The organism is Agrobacterium sp. ST15.16.024 (assembly GCF_027956545.1).
Taxonomy (GTDB): Bacteria; Pseudomonadota; Alphaproteobacteria; order Rhizobiales; family Rhizobiaceae; genus Agrobacterium; species Agrobacterium cucumeris.
Genome location: NZ_JAQKGO010000008.1, coordinates 101,205 through 118,844, shown reverse-complemented (window position 1 = coordinate 118,844; position 17,640 = coordinate 101,205). Strand labels below are relative to the sequence as shown.

9 protein-coding genes are annotated in these 17,640 nt (G+C 59.5%); all 9 read left to right on the top strand.

What is annotated here, in order from left to right; all coding sequences use genetic code 11:
- Position 1 precedes the first annotated feature (1 nt).
- The 9 genes from PL640_RS20565 to PL640_RS20525 all read left to right on the top strand — a co-directional run bounded on the left by PL640_RS20565 (position 2) and on the right by PL640_RS20525 (position 17,417).
- The gene (locus PL640_RS20565; protein ID WP_271363376.1) at positions 2-7,705 is read left to right on the top strand and encodes a non-ribosomal peptide synthetase; all 7,704 of its coding nucleotides are present in this window, start codon (positions 2-4) and stop codon (positions 7,703-7,705) included.
- A 4-nt stretch (positions 7,706-7,709) separates the two neighbouring features.
- Positions 7,710-9,386 carry a condensation domain-containing protein gene (locus PL640_RS20560; protein ID WP_271363300.1) on the top strand — a complete coding sequence of 559 codons (1,677 nt, stop codon included), beginning with the start codon at positions 7,710-7,712 and terminating at the stop codon, positions 9,384-9,386.
- Positions 9,387-9,400: 14 nt separating this feature from the next.
- A complete protein-coding gene (locus PL640_RS20555; protein WP_271363298.1) occupies positions 9,401-10,144 on the top strand; it encodes a thioesterase II family protein in 744 nt (247 codons plus the stop codon).
- A gap of 39 nt (positions 10,145-10,183) precedes the next feature.
- Positions 10,184-11,068 carry a ferric iron reductase gene (locus PL640_RS20550; RefSeq protein ID WP_271363296.1) on the top strand — a complete coding sequence of 295 codons (885 nt, stop codon included), beginning with the start codon at positions 10,184-10,186 and terminating at the stop codon, positions 11,066-11,068.
- Between the two features lie 194 nt (positions 11,069-11,262).
- Positions 11,263-13,635, top strand: a complete 2,373-nt coding sequence (locus PL640_RS20545) for a TonB-dependent receptor domain-containing protein (RefSeq protein ID WP_271363295.1) — start codon at positions 11,263-11,265, stop codon at positions 13,633-13,635.
- 54 nt (positions 13,636-13,689) lie between these two features.
- Positions 13,690-14,610, top strand: coding sequence for an iron-siderophore ABC transporter substrate-binding protein (locus tag PL640_RS20540; RefSeq protein ID WP_271363294.1), 921 nt, complete (start codon positions 13,690-13,692; stop codon positions 14,608-14,610).
- A 35-nt stretch (positions 14,611-14,645) separates the two neighbouring features.
- The gene (locus PL640_RS20535) at positions 14,646-15,659 is read left to right on the top strand and encodes a FecCD family ABC transporter permease (RefSeq protein WP_405049200.1); all 1,014 of its coding nucleotides are present in this window, start codon (positions 14,646-14,648) and stop codon (positions 15,657-15,659) included.
- The gene (locus PL640_RS20530) at positions 15,656-16,630 is read left to right on the top strand and encodes a FecCD family ABC transporter permease (RefSeq protein WP_271363291.1); all 975 of its coding nucleotides are present in this window, start codon (positions 15,656-15,658) and stop codon (positions 16,628-16,630) included. Before PL640_RS20535 ends, PL640_RS20530 begins: the two co-directional genes overlap by 4 nt.
- Positions 16,623-17,417 carry an ABC transporter ATP-binding protein gene (locus PL640_RS20525; RefSeq protein ID WP_271363290.1) on the top strand — a complete coding sequence of 265 codons (795 nt, stop codon included), beginning with the start codon at positions 16,623-16,625 and terminating at the stop codon, positions 17,415-17,417. Before PL640_RS20530 ends, PL640_RS20525 begins: the two co-directional genes overlap by 8 nt.
- Positions 17,418-17,640 lie beyond the last annotated feature (223 nt).

Sequence of the window (17,640 nt, the reverse complement as noted above, 5' to 3'; positions counted from 1 at the left end):
AATGGATATTTCCCGACTGACCGCAGATGAAAAGCGCCAGCTTCTGCAGCGCATGATGGCCGGACAGCAGGCATCCGAAAAAAAGAATTTCCGCCTGAGCCATGCTCAGGAACGTATCTGGTTCGTCGAGCAGATGCAGCCCGGCTCAGGCGCATATTCGATACCTCTGGCCATCAGGCTGAAAGGTCCGCTCGACCGCGACAGGCTGAAGACCTGCTTCGATATCGTCGTAGAGCGCCATGAAAGCCTGCGGACGGTTTTTAAGGTTATTGACGGAGAGCCATTCCAGGTCATTTCCTCCCGGTCAACGGCAGACTTCAGCTTTCACCAACCGGGCGATGACGAGACCGCACGCGATGCCACCATAGGCCGCTTCGCGCGGGAGCCGTTCGAGCTCTCGCAAGGTCCGCTGTTTCGCGTTGGCCTGTTTTCCGTCGCACCTGACGAGCATATCCTCGTCATGGTCATCCATCACATCATTTCCGACTACGCCTCATTGCAGATCCTCATCGACGAGGTCCACAGGCTCTATAGCGCGTCCGGATCTCCTGCCACCGGCCAGCTTCCGGCACTCGATATCCAGTATCGCGACTATGCCGAATGGCAGCGCAACGGCACCGCGGAGCTTTCCGGCCAGGTCGATTACTGGCGCGAACAGCTTCGTGACGCACCGCTGCTGCTACAACTTCCGTTCGATTTCGCCCGGCCGGTGACGCAGGCGTTTCGCGGCGCCCGGCACAAGTTCCACCTTGGGCCGAACCTCTCCGCCGCCATCAAGGATCTGGCGAAAAGCCGGAAACTGACAACATTCATGGTGCTGCTGGCGGCCTATCAAATTCTGCTCGCCCGCCTTTCGAGATCCGACGACATCTGCATCGGCACGACGGCATCGAACCGCAACAGGGCGCAGACCCGCAACCTCATCGGGCTGTTCGTCAACAATCTCGTCATGCGGACGCGCCTGCAACCGAATGACACTTTCGATGCGCTGCTCGAACGGGTTCGGAAGACGACGCTTGAAGCCCTGTCGAACCAGGATGTCCCCTTTGAGCAGGTGGTGGATGCGCTGAATGTCGAGCGTGACATCGGCCATAACGCCCTGTTCCAGTCGACTTTCGTGCTTCACAACGCCTCGGGTGCAACTTTCGACCTCGGCGATATCAAGGTCACGCCGATCGCGCTCGATTCAGGCGCGTCGCGTTTCGATCTCAGCCTCGACATGCACGAGGGACGAGGTACCGAAGGTTTCAGCGGCATTTTCGAATTCAATACCGAACTTTTCCTGCCTGAGACGGTGGCACGCTTCTCAGACTATTTCATGAGACTGCTCGGCGGGCTCGTGTCAAATCCCGGCGGTCGCATCGCCGAAATAGACCTGCTGGACGAGACAGAGCATGCGGCCATAGCGGCTGCCAACCGGACGACCACCGCCTTTCCATTGAGAGATGTCGCAGCGCTGCTGGAAGATACGGCGAAGGCGCGCGGCTCGTTTGCGGCCGTGCGCTGCGGCGACCGGCAATACTCCCATAGTGATATCAATGATGCCGCCAACCGCGTGGCGTCCGGTTTGCGTGATCGCATCGGCAACGGCAAAACCCATCCCCGTATCGCCATCTGCCTGCCACGTTCCGAAAATCTCGTCATCGCCATCCTCGCGGTGCTGAAACTCGGAGGCCATTATGTGCCTCTCGATCCCGGGCACCCGGCGGAACGGCGCTCACTCATTCTCGAGGACTGCAAGCCTGACATCATTCTCGTCAGCGAAGCTGACGATGACGCTGCGAAAGCGGCATATCCATGCGATTGCATGGCGATTGAACCTCTGCTGCGTGCAAACGGCTCCTTCAGCAATCCGCACCGCGAGACGTTGCCTGACGATCTGGCCTATATCATCTACACATCGGGTTCGACGGGCAGGCCGAAAGGCGTGCCGATCCGACAGAAAAGCCTGGTCAATCTTCTGACCAGCATGGCGAGACGGCCGGGGATGTCTGCGGAAGACCGGTTCCTCGCCGTCACCACGCCGGCCTTTGACATTGCTACCCTCGAGCTTTTGATGCCGCTCATGGTCGGCGGCCTGCTGATCATCGCCGAATCCGATGATGTCTATGACGATATGGCCCTTTCGGAACTTATCCGGAACCATGGCGCGACGATGATGCAGGCAACCCCCGCGACATGGCGACTGATGGCAGATGCCGACTGGAAGGCTCCGGCGGGTTTCAGGATGCTTTGCGGCGGCGAGGCGCTCGAGCCGGGCCTTGCCCGCCGCCTGCTGGAGACCGGCGGCGAATTGTGGAACCTCTACGGCCCGACCGAAACAACGATCTGGTCCACCTGCACTCGCATAACCCCCGAACATCTGGAACTTCCTGCCCTACCGATCGGCGAGCCGATCGCCAACACGCAGCTGCATTTGCTCGATGACGCGCTGATGCCGGTACCGGCAGGCGTTGTCGGAGAACTGTATATCGGCGGCGAAGGTCTGAGCCCCGGCTATTTCAACCGGGACGATCTGACGTCGCGCGCATTCGTTCGAGGCCCAGCCGCAGGCCCGAACGGTCGGCCTGAAACGTCAAGGCTATACCGAACCGGTGACCTGATGCGGCGTTCCGCCGCCGGGCACCTTCTTTATGTCGGCCGCGCCGATTTTCAGGTCAAGCTTCGCGGTTTCCGCATCGAACTCAGCGAGATCGAGGCGATCCTCGCCTCGCAGCCATCCATCGAACAGGCCGTCGTTACCCTTTGGCAGGATGAGGAAGGCTCGGGCACCCTCGTCGCCTATTGCCGCCGCGGGACAGGCGTGGTGGACGAGGAAGCGATCCGCACAGTGCTCGCGGCACAGCTTCCCTCCTACATGCTTCCCTCAGCCTATGTCTGGATGGACAGTTTTCCATTAAACGCCAATGGCAAGATCGATCGCAAGCGGCTTGAACGACCGAAACAGATCGTCTCGTCAGCCGCCTATGCCGCTCCGCGCGACGGCACCGAGCAGATGGTTGCAGCCATATGGCGTGAATTGCTCAGCGCCGAAAAGATCGGCCGCGACGACAATTTTTTCACGGTTGGCGGCCATTCCCTGCTGGCGACGCGGATGCTGGCGCGTTTGCGGACGTCCTTTACCGTTGACCTGCCGCTGCGCACCATTTTTGAGAAACCCAGACTTGCGGAATTTGCCGGTGCCGTCGATGCGCTGGTGGCCATCACCGGACGCGGATCGGAACCGGGTTCATCCGGACTGGTAAAGAGGAACCATACCGGTCGAACACCACTGTCGCATGCACAGAACAGGCAATGGGCGCTGGCGCAGCTTGAACCGGACAGCCCGCTTTATAATATTCCGTTTGCCCTGAAGATCAGGGGACCGCTCGATTTTGCAATCCTCTCGCATGCGCTGGAACTGACGGCGCAGAGACAGGATATCCTGCGCAGCCGGTTCGTCTCCGTCGATGGCAAGCCATTCGTCGAGACTGACCCCGAGATGACATTCCGGATCGTGCCAGAAGAGATCGGCGATAGGGAACTCGAGGCCGCCCTGCTCGATTGCGCGCGCCGGCCATTCGATCTTGCCGTTGCTCCGCTGCTGCGCATTCACGCCTTCCGCACCGGCCCGCAAGACCATGTTCTGCTTTTCATATTGCACCACATCATCGGTGACGCCCTTTCAGCGGAAATTCTGCTGAACAACGTTGCTGAGTTTTACGGGTCCCTCTTAAAGAAAACCGCACCGCCAGACGGGGCGCTGCCGCTGCAATATGCGGATTTTGCAATCTGGCAGCGGGAACAGGACACGAAGGGTGAGGTCGATTATTGGCATAAAACACTTGCCGGCGCTCCGCCGTTGCTGGAGTTGCCGACGGATTTTGTGCGGCCCGCCATACAGGGCTTCTCGGGTGACAGCATTCGCTTTTCGCTCGACGCAGTTTTGCTCGCAGGATTGCGAAAACTCTGCGACCGCGAAGGCGCTACCCTCTTCATGGGAATGCTGACGGCGTTCTCGACGCTGCTCCAGCGCGCCAGCGGCATGCGCGATATCGTCATCGGGACACCGGTATCCGAGCGGTTCCACCCCGATCTGGAAAACATCATCGGGATGTTTGCCAATACGCTGGCGATCCGATTACAGACCCAGGGCGGTGAGAGCTTCAATAACGCACTGAAGGCAACCCGCGACACGGCATTAAGCGCTTTCGCCAACCAGGCCGCGCCGTTTGAGAAAGTGGTTGATGCGCTCTCACTACCCCGGACATGGAGCCACAACCCGCTGTTCCAGGCCATGCTCGTCTCGACCGTCGAAACCCGGCGCGAAGCCATTTCGCTTGCCGGCATGGATTGGGAAAGACTGGTGCTTCCCGATACGTCGTCGCGTGTGGACCTGACATTGTTCATCCATGAAACGGCGCACGAACTTTCGTGCCGTCTGGAATATCGCAGCGATCTTTTCCGCCGCTCAACCATGGAATCTCTTGGTGATGCGCTGGTCGCCCTGCTTGAAAAGATTGTCGAACATCCTGATGTGCCACTCGACAGGCTCTCCCTGCTGTCGGTCAGCCAGCAGAAAAGGCTGCGGCAATGGAACGAGACGGAGGCGGCATTTCAGCCGCAGCGGCGCTGCCTGCACGACTTCGTGAAAGCGAATGCTGACGCCAATTCGCAGGCAATAGCCGTTACCGATCAGGACCGGAGCCTATCCTATGCCGAACTTGACCGAAGAGCCGACCGGCTCGCCAGCGGGCTCACCGCAGCCGGCATAAGCAATGGGAAACGCGTCGGCATCCGCCTTGAAAGAAGCGTGGGGCTGGTGGTCGCCATATTGGCCGTTCTTCGCACCGGCGCGGCCTATGTGCCGCTCGACCCGCGTTACCCCGCCGACCGCATAGAATTCATCGCCGCGGACGCCGATCTGGCACTCATTCTGGTCACGACAGAGGATGATATTTCGGCTGTCGGACAGAATTTCCGCTGCATGACGCCGGGTATGGTGGAAAGTCTGGCAGGCGGGGCCGTGCCGACGCCAGCGACGTCAGGCTCCGATCTTGCCTATATCATCTATACATCAGGCTCGACCGGCAGGCCGAAGGGCGTGGCCATCGAACATCGCAACGCCGTCGCTTTCGTGCAATGGTGCCTGCACAGCTTCACCGGCGACCAGCTGTCCGGCGTGCTCGCCTCCACCTCGATCTGCTTTGATCTTTCGATCTTCGAAATATTTGCGACGCTTGCGGCGGGTGGACGCATCTTCATGGTGGACGATCTCTTCGCTTTCCCGAGCGCACCGTTTTCAGGTGAAGTAACGCTGGTGAACACCGTTCCGACGCCAATGTCCGAGCTGCTCAAACTCGGGCCCCTGCCGGAGAGCGTGAAAACGGTTTGCCTTGCGGGAGAGCCGCTGCCGCGTGAACTTGTCGCGCGGATATACGCCAACGACCATGTCGAAAGCCTCTATAACCTGTACGGCCCCTCGGAAGACACGACGTATTCGACGGTGGCGCCGGTGCCCAAATCGGGAGAATGGTTCGGCATCGGCGTGCCGATTGCCAATACCCGCGCCTATGTACTCGACGGCGAGTTAAACGAGGTGCCGGTTGGAGTTCCCGGTGAATTGTTCCTGTCCGGCAGCGGGCTGGCGCGTGGCTACTGGAACCGGCCCGGCCAGACCGCCGAGCGTTTTCTGCCCAACCCTTTTGCCGATTGCAGCGAACACCGCGTCATGTATCAGACCGGCGATGTCGTGCGCAGACGTGATGATGGTGGCCTCGATTACATGGGGCGCGGCGACCGGCAGTTGAAGCTCAACGGTTTTCGTATCGAACCGGGTGAAATTGAGGCTGTATTGCTTCAGCAGGAAGGGGTGCACGAGGCCGTTGCCGGGCTCTGGCGCGACGCCTCCAATCATCCGCGCCTGGCAATGTGGATTGCCGGTGATCCTGCCCTCGAAATCGCCAAACTTGTCGCAATTCTCCGGCAACGCCTGCCCGAGCATTTCATTCCCGTGCTTGCGACGAGGCTCGACGCGCTTCCACGCCTGCCGAACGGCAAGCTGGATAGATCCGCGCTGCCGGACCCGGCAGCCCATGGCGAGCGCTCCGGTGAAATTGCAAGTCCGCTCAATGACCAGGAAAACGTGCTGGCGCAGATATGGCAAGGCTTGCTCGGTTGCGGAGACATCCGGCGAAACGACAATTTCTTCTCGCTCGGCGGCGATTCCATCCTTGCCATCCAGCTGGTTTCACAGGCCCGCCAGAAGGGGGTGAAGATGACCCCGCGCGACGTGTTCCTCCACCCCACGCTCGCATCGCTCGCAGAAGCGACACGCACGGAAAGCACTGCGGCGGCCGAAAACGGTCATGCCGATGGCGAAGCTACGCTCGGCGCGATTCAGCGCTGGCTTCTGGATCAGGACCTGCCCGATCTCTCCCACTGGAACCAGGGACTGATCCTGAAACCCACCCGATCTCTCGATCTCGACCGGCTCGAAAAGGCGATCGCCAGAGTTCTCGACGAACATCAGTCGCTTCGCGCCCGATTTTTGCGTGAAAACGGGCAATGGCAACAGAAATTCGCCCCCATTTCGGCGATGCCCCTCATGCAGCGACTGGCCGCCACGGATGAGAACGACGTCACGGATTTTGCCAAAAAGCTCCACGCCGGCTTCGACCTTGGTGCCGGGCCTCTTTTCGGCACGATTTTCGCGACATTGCCCGATGGTTCCGGGCGCCTCATCCTCGCGGCCCACCACCTCATCGTCGATGGCGTGTCCTGGCGAATGATCGTCGCGGATATCGAGCGGCATTATCTGGAAACGGGCACCATCCGCTCCGGCGCGGTCGCGGCGGGCAGCTGGAACAGCCGGCTTTCACAGTCGGTGCTTTTCGATGGAGAGGAGGCATATTGGCGCGGCATCTGCGAAGAAGACGTGCAGGCGCTGCCGCTCGACAACCAGAGTGGCAGCAATACTCAATCGGATGCGGTGACGTACCGCCAGACGATCGATGCCGAAACAACAAGGCAACTGCTTCGGGATGTGCCGGAATGCTTCAGCATCGCCTCGAACGAAGTTCTGGTCGCAGCCCTTTATCTGGCGCTGCGGCAATGGAGCGGAAAGCCACGCCTGCGCCTCGAAATGGAAAGCCACGGCAGACCGCATCTGTTCGAGGATATCGACGTTTCCGAAACGGTGGGGTGGCTGACCGCGCTTTATCCCGTGTTGTTCGATACGCCCGATGACGCTACGCCAGACCGCCTGCTTCTCGACGTCAAGGACACCCTGCGGCGAATTCCCAATAATGGTGTGGGTTTCGGTGCTCTGAAATATCTTCGCAACAGGGGTGAGCATTTGGACTACGGCCAACCGCAGGTCCGCTTCAACTATCTCGGCCAGATGGATGCCATGTTCGGGGCCGACAGCCTGTTTGCTCCCTCCGGCATCACCTCCGGTCCGATGTACGGTCCCGGCAACCCGCGCGATACGATCCTCGAGATCAATGCCATGGTGGTGCGCGGCGAATTGCAATTGCAATGGGTCTATGGTGCGCAGCTGTATTCCGGGGACACCATCAAGATGCTGGCCGGCCATTTCCGGGACAATCTCGAAACGCTGATCCAGCATTGCCTTGATGGTTCAGATGCTGGTTACAGCATTTCTGATTTCCCGCTGATGGATCTCGGCCAGGACGAACTCGACAATCTGCTAAAGAGCTTGTGACACAATGGACAATCGCCCGCTTGAAAGCCGCCGCCGCCCGGCTATCGAAAACATCTATCCGCTGTCACCGATGCAGGAAGGATTGCTGTTCCACTCCATCGCAACGCCTGACGAAGGCGTCTACGTGCCGCAGATCGTCCTGCAACTGAGGGGCGCGATCGATCCGCAAATCATGCATGACTGCTGGAGCGAGATGGTGTCGCGCCATGCCGTTTTGCGCACTACATTTCACTGGGAAGAAAGAGACGAACCCTTTCAGGTGGTCCACGGCGATGCCAGCCCTGCCTGGTCGCAACTGGATTGGTCCGGTATTGATGTAGAGGAGCAGCAAAGCCGCCTCGGCGCGCTTCTGTCCACCAACCGGCGGCAGGCTTTCGATCTGAAGGCCGCTCCGCTGGTCCGCCTGCAATGGATCGACTATGGCGGGGAAAATTCGCGTCTGGTACTTCAGTATCATCATATTATTCTCGACGGATGGTCGGCGGGCCGCATCGTCGAAGACGCCTTCAGGACCTATCAGAGACGGTGCGGCTCATCACGTCCGCCGCTGCCCGCACCACGGCCCTATGTGGATTATATTGCCTGGCTGAAAAGCAGGAAACGCGAAGCGACGCGTGCGTTCTGGACGGACTACACTGCCAGCATCGACCGACCGTGCAGGATTACCCGCGACGCCACCGGCGGCGAGGCGGATTTCTCCAGTCATAACCTCACCTGCGATCCCGCAGTCTCCACGCAGGCGGCAAAACTGTGCAGGGACATGGGGATTACCCCCAATACCCTGCTGCAGGCCGCACTTGCCATCGTCATGGCCCGAAAAACCGGCAACAGACATGTCGTCTTCGGTGCGACAACGGCCGGGCGTCCACCAGAACTACAGGGTGTGGAACACATGGTCGGCCTGTTCATCAACACGCTGCCGGTGTGCATCGACGTTGAAAAGGGCAACCTTGCCCCATGGCTGCAGACATTGCAGAAACGCCAGTCCGCCTGTGCGGAGCACGACTATCTGCCGTTGCGCGAGATACAGGCCGGGCGGGGTGATCTTTTTGACTGCCTGCTGGTCTTTGAAAACTATCCCGTGCCCCGAGACATATCGGCGGAAGCGACATTCGCCGTGACCGGCGTCGACGTCGATGAATGGACCCACTATCCCCTCACCCTGTTTGCCGCTGCCGACGCCACGAAGATCGCGATTTCCGCCCGATACGACAGGCGCAGTATTGCCGTGCAGGAGGTAGAGGCTTTTCTGAATGAGCTGGGGGAGACAATCGGCGAGATGGCCAGCGGCACTCCAACGGTTCCGCACGTATCCGATACGGATGCAAGGCCGGTGCATATCGACAGGCCTGCGCAGTCTTCGGCGGAAACACGCAATGATCTACCCCTCTCCGCTTCGTCTCCGGCTACCGCCTGGACGGAAACGGAAGAAAGGATCGCCCGAATCTGGGCAGAGGTTCTCAAAGTCGAGGCCGAGCGCAATAGCGATAATTTCTTCGACCTCGGTGGCCACTCGCTTCTGGCTGCCCGGGTCGTCAACCGGGTGCGGCGAGAATTTGCGATCAATTTTCCCGTAAAAGTCCTGTTCGACCGTCCGGTCCTTGCGGCATTTGCAGCATTCATCGACGCGCTGAAAGCAACCGCCGCGCCCGTGGGCGAACACAATGCGATTGAAATATGATACAAGGACATACAATGACAGTTCGTCCCAGGTTGATCTGCCTTCCGCCAGCCGGCGCCGGCCCGAGCCTGTTCCGGTCATGGGTTCATTCTGAGAGCGTCTTTGACGTCACCCCAGTCGCCCTGCCGGGTCGCGAAGCACATTTCACCAAGCCGCTGCCGCGCGATATCCAGAGCCTTGCGGAACATGTGGGACACGAAATCTCCGGGCTGCTTCAGGCCCCCTATGCCCTGTTCGGTTACTCCATGGGCGCTGTGGTGGCCTATGAGCTGCTTCGGCACCTCTCCATCCGGGGCCTGCCGCTCCCGGAAGCACTCTACATTCTGGGCTCGAACGCGCCTGACCGTGTTCTCGAAGGGCGTGAACCCATTCACGTCATGACGCGCGAGGATTTTCACCAGTCGCTGGTCGAAATCGGCGGTACGCCGGATGAGATATTACGCGACACCGAGGCGATGGCTCTGTTCGAACCCGTTCTGCGCAACGATTTTCGTATTTGCGAGACTTATGAATTTACGCCCCCGCATGTCCCTGTTACGCTTCCGGTACATGTATTCGTGGCCGATGCCGACCATCTGGTCAGCTGGAATGCGGCGCGTGCGTGGGAAAGCTGTATCGGTCAGGATGTCACCATGCATCGGATCGAAGGGTCGCATATGCTTGCTCCGCATGCGTTTGCGCACTTCATCGGCAGACTGGGCCAGCTGTGGCAAACCGATGCGATGCAGGCAGGGGCTGTTTCAGCGAGAGAGGCATGAGCCTGATTTGAGATGCGAATCTGACGGATGCTGCAGACAATGAGACATCATGAAACTGCCGGCGTCCCCGAAGCCAGCGATATTCTGACGGAAGCGACCGTTCTCCAGCAGTCCATGTGGCCCGAAGTGCCGTGTAGCACCGGCGCAATGCTTCCCGGCTGGACAACCGCTGCCGAGCTGTTTTCCAGCCCTTCGGCATTGCAGGAATTCCTGGATTATGAGGGGTCGTTCGATCCCGGCGTTGACCTCAAAAGCCGCGCTGCATTTCTGATGAGCGACTATTGCTACATCTTCTTCATGGCCACAGTTCCGTTGCTGGTTGGCCGCGGCATCGTGCCTGATATGTCGCCTGATGCCTTTTCGCTGCAGTTCTATACCCATCATGGCGAGCACGACGGAGAGCCGATGACGGTGCGGCGGGCCCGCGTCAGGCTGTTGTCATCGCAGATCTTTGCGGATCGGGATGACGGGCCGCATTCGACGGTCACGGACCACGCAGGCCTCTGCGAGCATTTCAGGATGGGCGTCGAGCAACATTTCCATCCGCTGGTGGAAGCATTGGCAAAAAGAACCGGCTTTTCCAAGAATGCGCAGTGGCGGCTGGTGGGAGACGCCATCGCCGGCAGATTTCTTGACGTCGGAAGACGGTTCGGCTGTCTCGCCGATGCTCTGTCGACGGCAATGGCGATCGTCAAGGTACAGGGATCGCCGCTGAACAACCGTCAGCTGGGGTATTTTGACCTTACCCTGCATGACAGCGCATTGAAGGAACCATTCACCTACACGTTTCGCGCGCGGGGTGGATGCTGCCGGTACTATACCGTTGAGGGTGCGGAAAAGTGCCCGACCTGCGTATTGAAGTCGAGCGATGAACGGGACGCCTGTCTGCTGCAGGAAATGCGCGCCCATTTCTGCCTGAAGTAGAATTATTATTTTCATAAATTTATTTCGACTTGAGAGTCCCATAGCCCCTTCCCTGTTCGTCTTCAGCATGAGTGGGCGGATATTGCCGCCTTTTGTCTGAATAGCTTATCGAGCGCGCGGGAGCGGGGGCTTCAATGGAATGCAAGGGAATTAACGGCAGAACGGCTCGAACCGGTCTGGCTGGATGGGTGGCAATGCTGCTCGCAACTTCGGTTTCTGCTCTGGCCATGCATGTGCCGGCCGCAGCGCAGGGCACGGGTCAGGCAAGCGCCTCGCCGCGACAGATTTCGATTGCCGCCGGGCCGCTCACCTCCGCCCTCAATCAGCTCGCCACACAAACCGGCCTGCAGATCATGTTTGACGGATCGGTTGCGAATGGCAAAAGGTCCCGTGGCGCCTCCGGCAATCTGACGCCGTCCCAGGCGCTTGACGCAGTGCTTGCCGGCACCGGCGTCCAGTCGCGTTTCGCGGGTCAAAATCAGATCGTCCTCAGCGTTGCCGCAAATAATACCGATGCTGTCGGCAGCGACGGCACGACGGTGCTGCAGGCGATCACGATTTACGGCGCCCGCAATGCCACGACGCTGGCCAGCACGTCTTCGAGCATCGGTATCGTCACCGCGCAGGAAATTGCCGATGGACAAATACACAGTTTTCGCGACAGCTTCCGGCGCATGGCGAACGTGATGGATGCCGACTGGGTGGATGGCGGCTTCATCATTCGTGGTGTCAATTCGGAAGGCCTGGTTCCCGGCGGAGCGCCGCTGGCATCGCTTTACGTCGATGGCGTTCAGCAGACGGTGCGCGGCGCACGGCGTGGCGCGCGCGGATTGTTCGACGTCGAGCAGGTCGAGATCTATCGTGGCCCGCAGTCGACCCTTTCGGGACGCGCCGCCATGGCCGGTGCAGTCTACATCAAGACCAAGGATCCGACCTTCGAGAAGGAAGCAGAGGTTTCGGCCACGATCGGCACCGGCAATCTCTACGGCACCGCATTCATGGTCAATACGCCGCTGATGGACGACCAGCTTGCCGTTCGCATCTCCGGCGAAATCCAGAGAAGCGAAAACGACATCAACTATCCGACCTTCGTGGGTTACGATCGATATAACGATTTCACGCACGATCTCTATTACCAGATCCGCGGCAAGGTGCTGTTCGAACCGGCGGAAATGCCGGAAACACGCGCCCTCTTCAGTTACTCATTCTCCCATGACGACCCCTATGTCCGCGACATTGGCGGCCCGGCAGGCGCGTCGCGCTTCCGTTTCGATGAGAAACGCGGCGATTATCAAATCCCTGCCTACATAGAATATCGCCCGACCGAAGTGCATAATGTCGGACTGGAAATCACGCATGATTTTTCAGACGAGTTGAAGCTGACCTCCCTTTCAACCTTCAGCTATTCCGACACCGACCGCTTCTCGCCCAACTATGGGACTGCGGGCGAAATCAACACCTATCATGGATACTACAAGGAATTTATCGCCTCGCAGGAGCTGCGCCTCAACTATGAAGGCGACAGATGGGACTGGGTCGGCGGCGTCTATTTCTCCTATGAAGACGAGAAGAATTTCTACGACCGTACCATTCCGCTAAGCGCCACCGTCAACCGCAACCAGTTCCAGCGCAACACGCAGAAATCGTTCAATGCCGCCCTGTTCGGCGAGGCGACATATGAATTCGTTCCGACCTGGAAAATCACCCTTGGCGGCCGTCTCGACTATACGGATCAGGACATAACCCAGTATCTTCTGCGGACGCAGCCGCTTGGCGGCACCCGCACGGTTCTGACGGACTATGCGGCATCCTTCCACGAAACCAACTTCGTGCCGAAAATCGGTCTGTCGAAGGAACTGACGGACACCCAGACTGTCGGGGTTACCTATTCCCAGGGGTTCCGGACAGGTGGTGCGAGCTATGATTCCTTCCGGCGCACTTCCTACACCTACGAACCCGAAACGGCCTCCACCTATGAACTCTTCTACAAGGGAACATTCCTGGACGACCGGCTGACCCTGAACTCCAACATCTTCTACACCAAATATTCGGACCAGCAGGTCCAGATGCAGCTCGATCCCACGGATGCAACGACCCGCCGCATCATCAATGCGGCATCGTCGGAAGCATGGGGCTTCGAGTTCGAGCCATCGTTCAAGGTAACCGACAATCTGGAGACCTTCGCCTCGCTCGGTTATGTCCATACCGAGTTCAAGGACTTCAACGACCTTGTCTACGGCAATCTGTCCGGCCTGCCTTTCCCGGAAGCGCCTGAGTGGTCACTCGGCCTTGGCGCCCGCTACACCTTCGATAATGGCGTCTATGTCGGCGCGGACGCGAAATATACGTCGAGCTATCTGGCACGGCTGGGCAGCCTGCCGCACGACTATCTCGACAGCCGCTGGATCGTGAACCTGCAGGCCGGCTACAAGACCGAGCGGTGGGAACTCAACGCCTTCGCACAAAACCTTCTGGACGAGGAATATTTTGTCTACAATGACAATGATGTCGCCGCCACGCTCGGTGAGCGCCGCAGCGTCGGTCTGAACCTGAAGGTCAAATTCTGATCCATTTCCTGCGCGGCTTCCACGCCGCGCAGGCTTCCATTTCTGGAGTAAAGAATGATCCTGCGATCGTTTGTCATCTTGCTGATCGGGCTTTTCGCCTCCGGTGCCTCGGCGCAATGTACGGGCAAGTCGGTTACATCAGGGGTTTATGACGCCCCCCTCTGTGTGCCGGATGCACCACGCAGGATCGTCGCGCTTGATCCGTTCTACAATCTGGGAATGGCGCTAGAGCTGGGCCTGCCGCTGGTCGGCGCGCCGCTTTTGACCGTTCAGGACCACGATCTGAAGAAAAAGGCCGAGGCAGCCTCCGTCTCCGATATAGGCGACGCGCGTCAGCCGAGCCTGGAACGCATCGTCGCCCTGAAACCCGATCTCATCATCGGCGACGCAACGCTGCATGGCCAATCCTACCAGAACTTCGCCAAGATCGCGCCGACCGCCCTCATTGACGCAAAGGACTGGAAGGAACATTTCAGCACCCTGGCGATGATTACCGGAAAAAGCGCCGATGCGACCCGAATGCTGGCGGGCTACGAACAACGGGTCGCCGCCATCAGAACCAGGACAGGCTCCCGCACGATGTCGGTTCTGCGGGTAACGCCGAGCGGCTTTCATCTCTATCTCGACGGCCCGGCCGCCTATGCGCCCTATGCGGTTCTGCGTGATGCCGGCGTCAAGCGAAGCGCCTACGAAACGACGCAGGATAATACCGTCTTCAAGCGGCCGGAATGGGAAGACCTTGCCCTTCTCGACGGCGACATCCTCCTTTACGTCGTTGCCGCCGGATATGACGCAAACCAGGACGATGCGCTTGCCGCGCGCACGACCAGCAACCCGTTCTGGCAAATGTTGCCGGCGGTCGCCTCTGGAAACGCCCACCGGGTCACGCGCGAAACATGGATGGGCTTCAACGGCATCGGCTCCGCAAACAGGGTCCTCGATGACATCGAGCAATATCTGCCGGGCAAACCGTGATACCGTTTCGCAGACCGTCAGGAGCAGACACACCGATCCATTCCCGCCGTGCAGAGTTTTCCTGTGCGGCACTGCTCATTCTTGCAATCGCATGCCTGCTGGTTTCTGCGGTCGTGGCCATAACGGCCGGGCCAAACCCCATGTCGCCGTCGACGGTGCTGTCTGCAATCTTCCGCTTTGACGGCTCGCGCGATCATCTCGTCGTGACATTGCTGCGCCTGCCCCGCGTTGCAGCGGCGATGATCGCTGGAGCCGGCCTTGCGGTATCAGGCGCAATCATGCAGGCGGTAACAAGAAACCCTCTGGCGTCGCCGGGTCTTCTTGGCATAAATGCCGGTGCAGCTTTCGCGGTCGTCGCCAGCCTGACGATCCTTGGCGCTTCGGGTGGCCATGGGCAGGTCTGGTATGCTTTTGCCGGTGCGGCACTCGCAGCACTGTGCGTTTTCTTCATCGGTTCCGTCGGCCGCATCGGCGCGACCCCGCTGGCGATGGTGCTGGCCGGGGCGGTGGTCGCAACATTCCTCACCTCGCTTACCACGGCAATTCTGATCTTCGACCAGACGACACTCGATGCGGTGCGTCTGTGGACCGTCGGTTCCTTGAGCGGCCGGACGATGGATCAGGTCTTCACCGTCATGCCTTATCCGCTTGCCGGACTGTTCGGATCACTTGTCCTTGCCCGACATCTGACGACCTTGAGCCTTGGAACCGATGTCGCCACTGCGCTTGGCCAGAACCCGGCCCTCTGGCGCAGCCTGTCGGTCGTCGTCGTCATTCTCCTGTCCGGCAGCGCCGTCGCACTTGCCGGACCGGTCGGCTTCGTCGGTCTCGTTGTGCCGCACATCGTGCGCCTGGCAATCAGCGTCGATTACCGCTGGGTCGTTCCCTTCAGCGCCGTCATCGGAGCGACCATGGTGGTCGTCGCCGATCTCGCCGGACGGATCATCCTCGCTAACCAGAGTTTTCCTGTTGGCGTCACGATGGCGCTGATTGGAGCGCCGTTTTTCCTCTGGCTGGCGCGTTATCGCACGGGGGCAGGCAAGCCGTGACTCGCGCGATAACTGTTCTGATCATTCTCAACCTGCTGGCCGTGGTTGCTGCAATGATGTGGGGTGACCAATCGATTGCCTGGCGTGACGTTGCCAATGCGGTCATCGGCGGGGCTTCACCCGACCTGCAGATGATCGTCATCGAATTCCGGTTATCGAGGGCGATCCTGGCCCTGCTTGCGGGGGCAGGCCTTGCCGTTGCGGGGACGATTTCGCAAACCGTCATGCGCAATCCCCTGGCGGAACCCGGCGTTCTCGGCATCAATGCCGGCGCAGCGCTTTTCGCAAGCGTGGTGATCATCGTTTTTGCCGATGTTTCACCAGCCGTTCTACCGTGGGCGGGCTTTGCGGGGGCCGTCACCATGGCGGCGGCGGTTTACGCCCTGTCCTGGAAACGCGGAACCTCCTCTCTGCGGATCATCCTTGTCGGCATCGGCTTAAGCGCGCTTGCCGGCGCGGGAACCAGCTTTCTGACCGCATTCGGCAATGTCGTTGATGTTCAGCGCGCGATGATCTGGCTTTCGGGCAGTGTTTACGGCGCCGACTGGAGCAAGGTCCAAAGTCTCCTGATCTGGCTCGCCGCTCCGCTCGCCCTGAGCTGGTTCTCCTGCCGGCAACTGGATCTCATCCGTTTCGGCGACGATGTGGCGACAGGCTTGGGACAGAGGGTCAATCTCATGCGGGCATTCCTGATATTGCTCTGCACGTTGATATCGGGAGCGACCGTCGCCATGGTCGGGCTGGTGGGTTTTGTCGGACTGATCGCCCCGCATATTGCAAGGCGGATCGCCGGCCATTCCCATCGAGCCCTCATTCCCGTTGCCGGGCTGACAGGCGGTCTTCTGCTGTTGATCGCCGATATTGTCGGCCGCACGGTCATCGCACCGGCGCAGCTGCCGGCCGGTATCGTCACGGCCCTGCTAGGTGCTCCATTTTTTGCCTATCTTCTGAAGGGTCGCAGGCATGTCTGAACACTATCGCCTCGCGACACGAGCGCTTTCCCTTGGATATAACGGCTCCGTCATCGTCGACGACCTGAACCTGGAAATCCCATCCGGGCGCTTCAGCGTTCTCGTCGGCCAAAACGGCTGCGGCAAATCCACGATATTGCGCGCGCTTGCCGGGCTTCTTACCCCGATGAAGGGAGAGATATTTCTCGATGGCAGGCCGACACGCAAAATGCCATCACGGGAACGGGCAAAACAGATCGGCGTCCTCACGCAAGGGCCCCAGGCCCCGGAAGGGTTGACGGTCGCCGAGCTGGTCCGTCAGGGGCGTTATCCGCATCGCAGGCTTTTCGAACGATGGTCCAGCCGTGATGAGGATGCCTGCGCCCATGCCCTTGATCTGACCAACATGACGTCGCTCTCCGGCCGACAGGTGGAATCCCTGTCAGGCGGCCAGCGACAACGCGCATGGATCGCCATGGCGCTCGCCCAGGAAACGGACATTCTTCTTCTCGATGAACCGACGACGTTCCTCGATCTCGCCCACCAGATCGAGATACTGGATCTGATCCGGCAGCTTGTTCATGATCGGGGTCGCACCATCGTCGCGGTGCTCCATGATCTCAATCAGGCTGCCCGTTACGCCGATGAGATTGTTCTCATCAGGGATGGCAGGATATTTGACGCCGGAACGCCAAGCGCCGTCATTACCGACACGAATGTTCTCGATGTCTTCGGCGTCAACGCCGTCATCATGCCGGATCCGCTTTCGGGAACGCCGATGTGTGTCCCCGTCCCATCCCGCAGCTGAGGCGAGCTGCGACCTGTGGCGGCCTCGCAACATTGGTTAGCTTTTTCGTAAATTACAATCCTGCCTCGCGCATCCCCACGCCTTCCTCCGTAAGGCCAAAAGATGTAATGAATCCAGACATAAACATGATAAAAAATATCCTCTTTTTGGCGGTGAAGGATTTTTTCTCGGTACAAACCGTAAATCATTGCACTTGCATCGCTTTTTACCCACCAGTAGAAAT

Excerpts from the sequence above, each read along its gene's own strand:
- PL640_RS20565 (WP_271363376.1), top strand. The coding sequence starts at position 2 with ATGGATATTTCCCGACTGACCGCAGATGAAAAGCGCCAGCTTCTGCAG.
- PL640_RS20560 (WP_271363300.1), top strand. The coding sequence starts at position 7,710 with ATGGACAATCGCCCGCTTGAAAGCCGCCGCCGCCCGGCTATCGAAAAC.
- PL640_RS20555 (WP_271363298.1), top strand. The coding sequence starts at position 9,401 with ATGACAGTTCGTCCCAGGTTGATCTGCCTTCCGCCAGCCGGCGCCGGC.
- PL640_RS20550 (WP_271363296.1), top strand. The coding sequence starts at position 10,184 with ATGAGACATCATGAAACTGCCGGCGTCCCCGAAGCCAGCGATATTCTG.
- PL640_RS20545 (WP_271363295.1), top strand. The coding sequence starts at position 11,263 with ATGCTGCTCGCAACTTCGGTTTCTGCTCTGGCCATGCATGTGCCGGCC.
- PL640_RS20540 (WP_271363294.1), top strand. The coding sequence starts at position 13,690 with ATGATCCTGCGATCGTTTGTCATCTTGCTGATCGGGCTTTTCGCCTCC.
- PL640_RS20525 (WP_271363290.1), top strand. The coding sequence starts at position 16,623 with ATGTCTGAACACTATCGCCTCGCGACACGAGCGCTTTCCCTTGGATAT.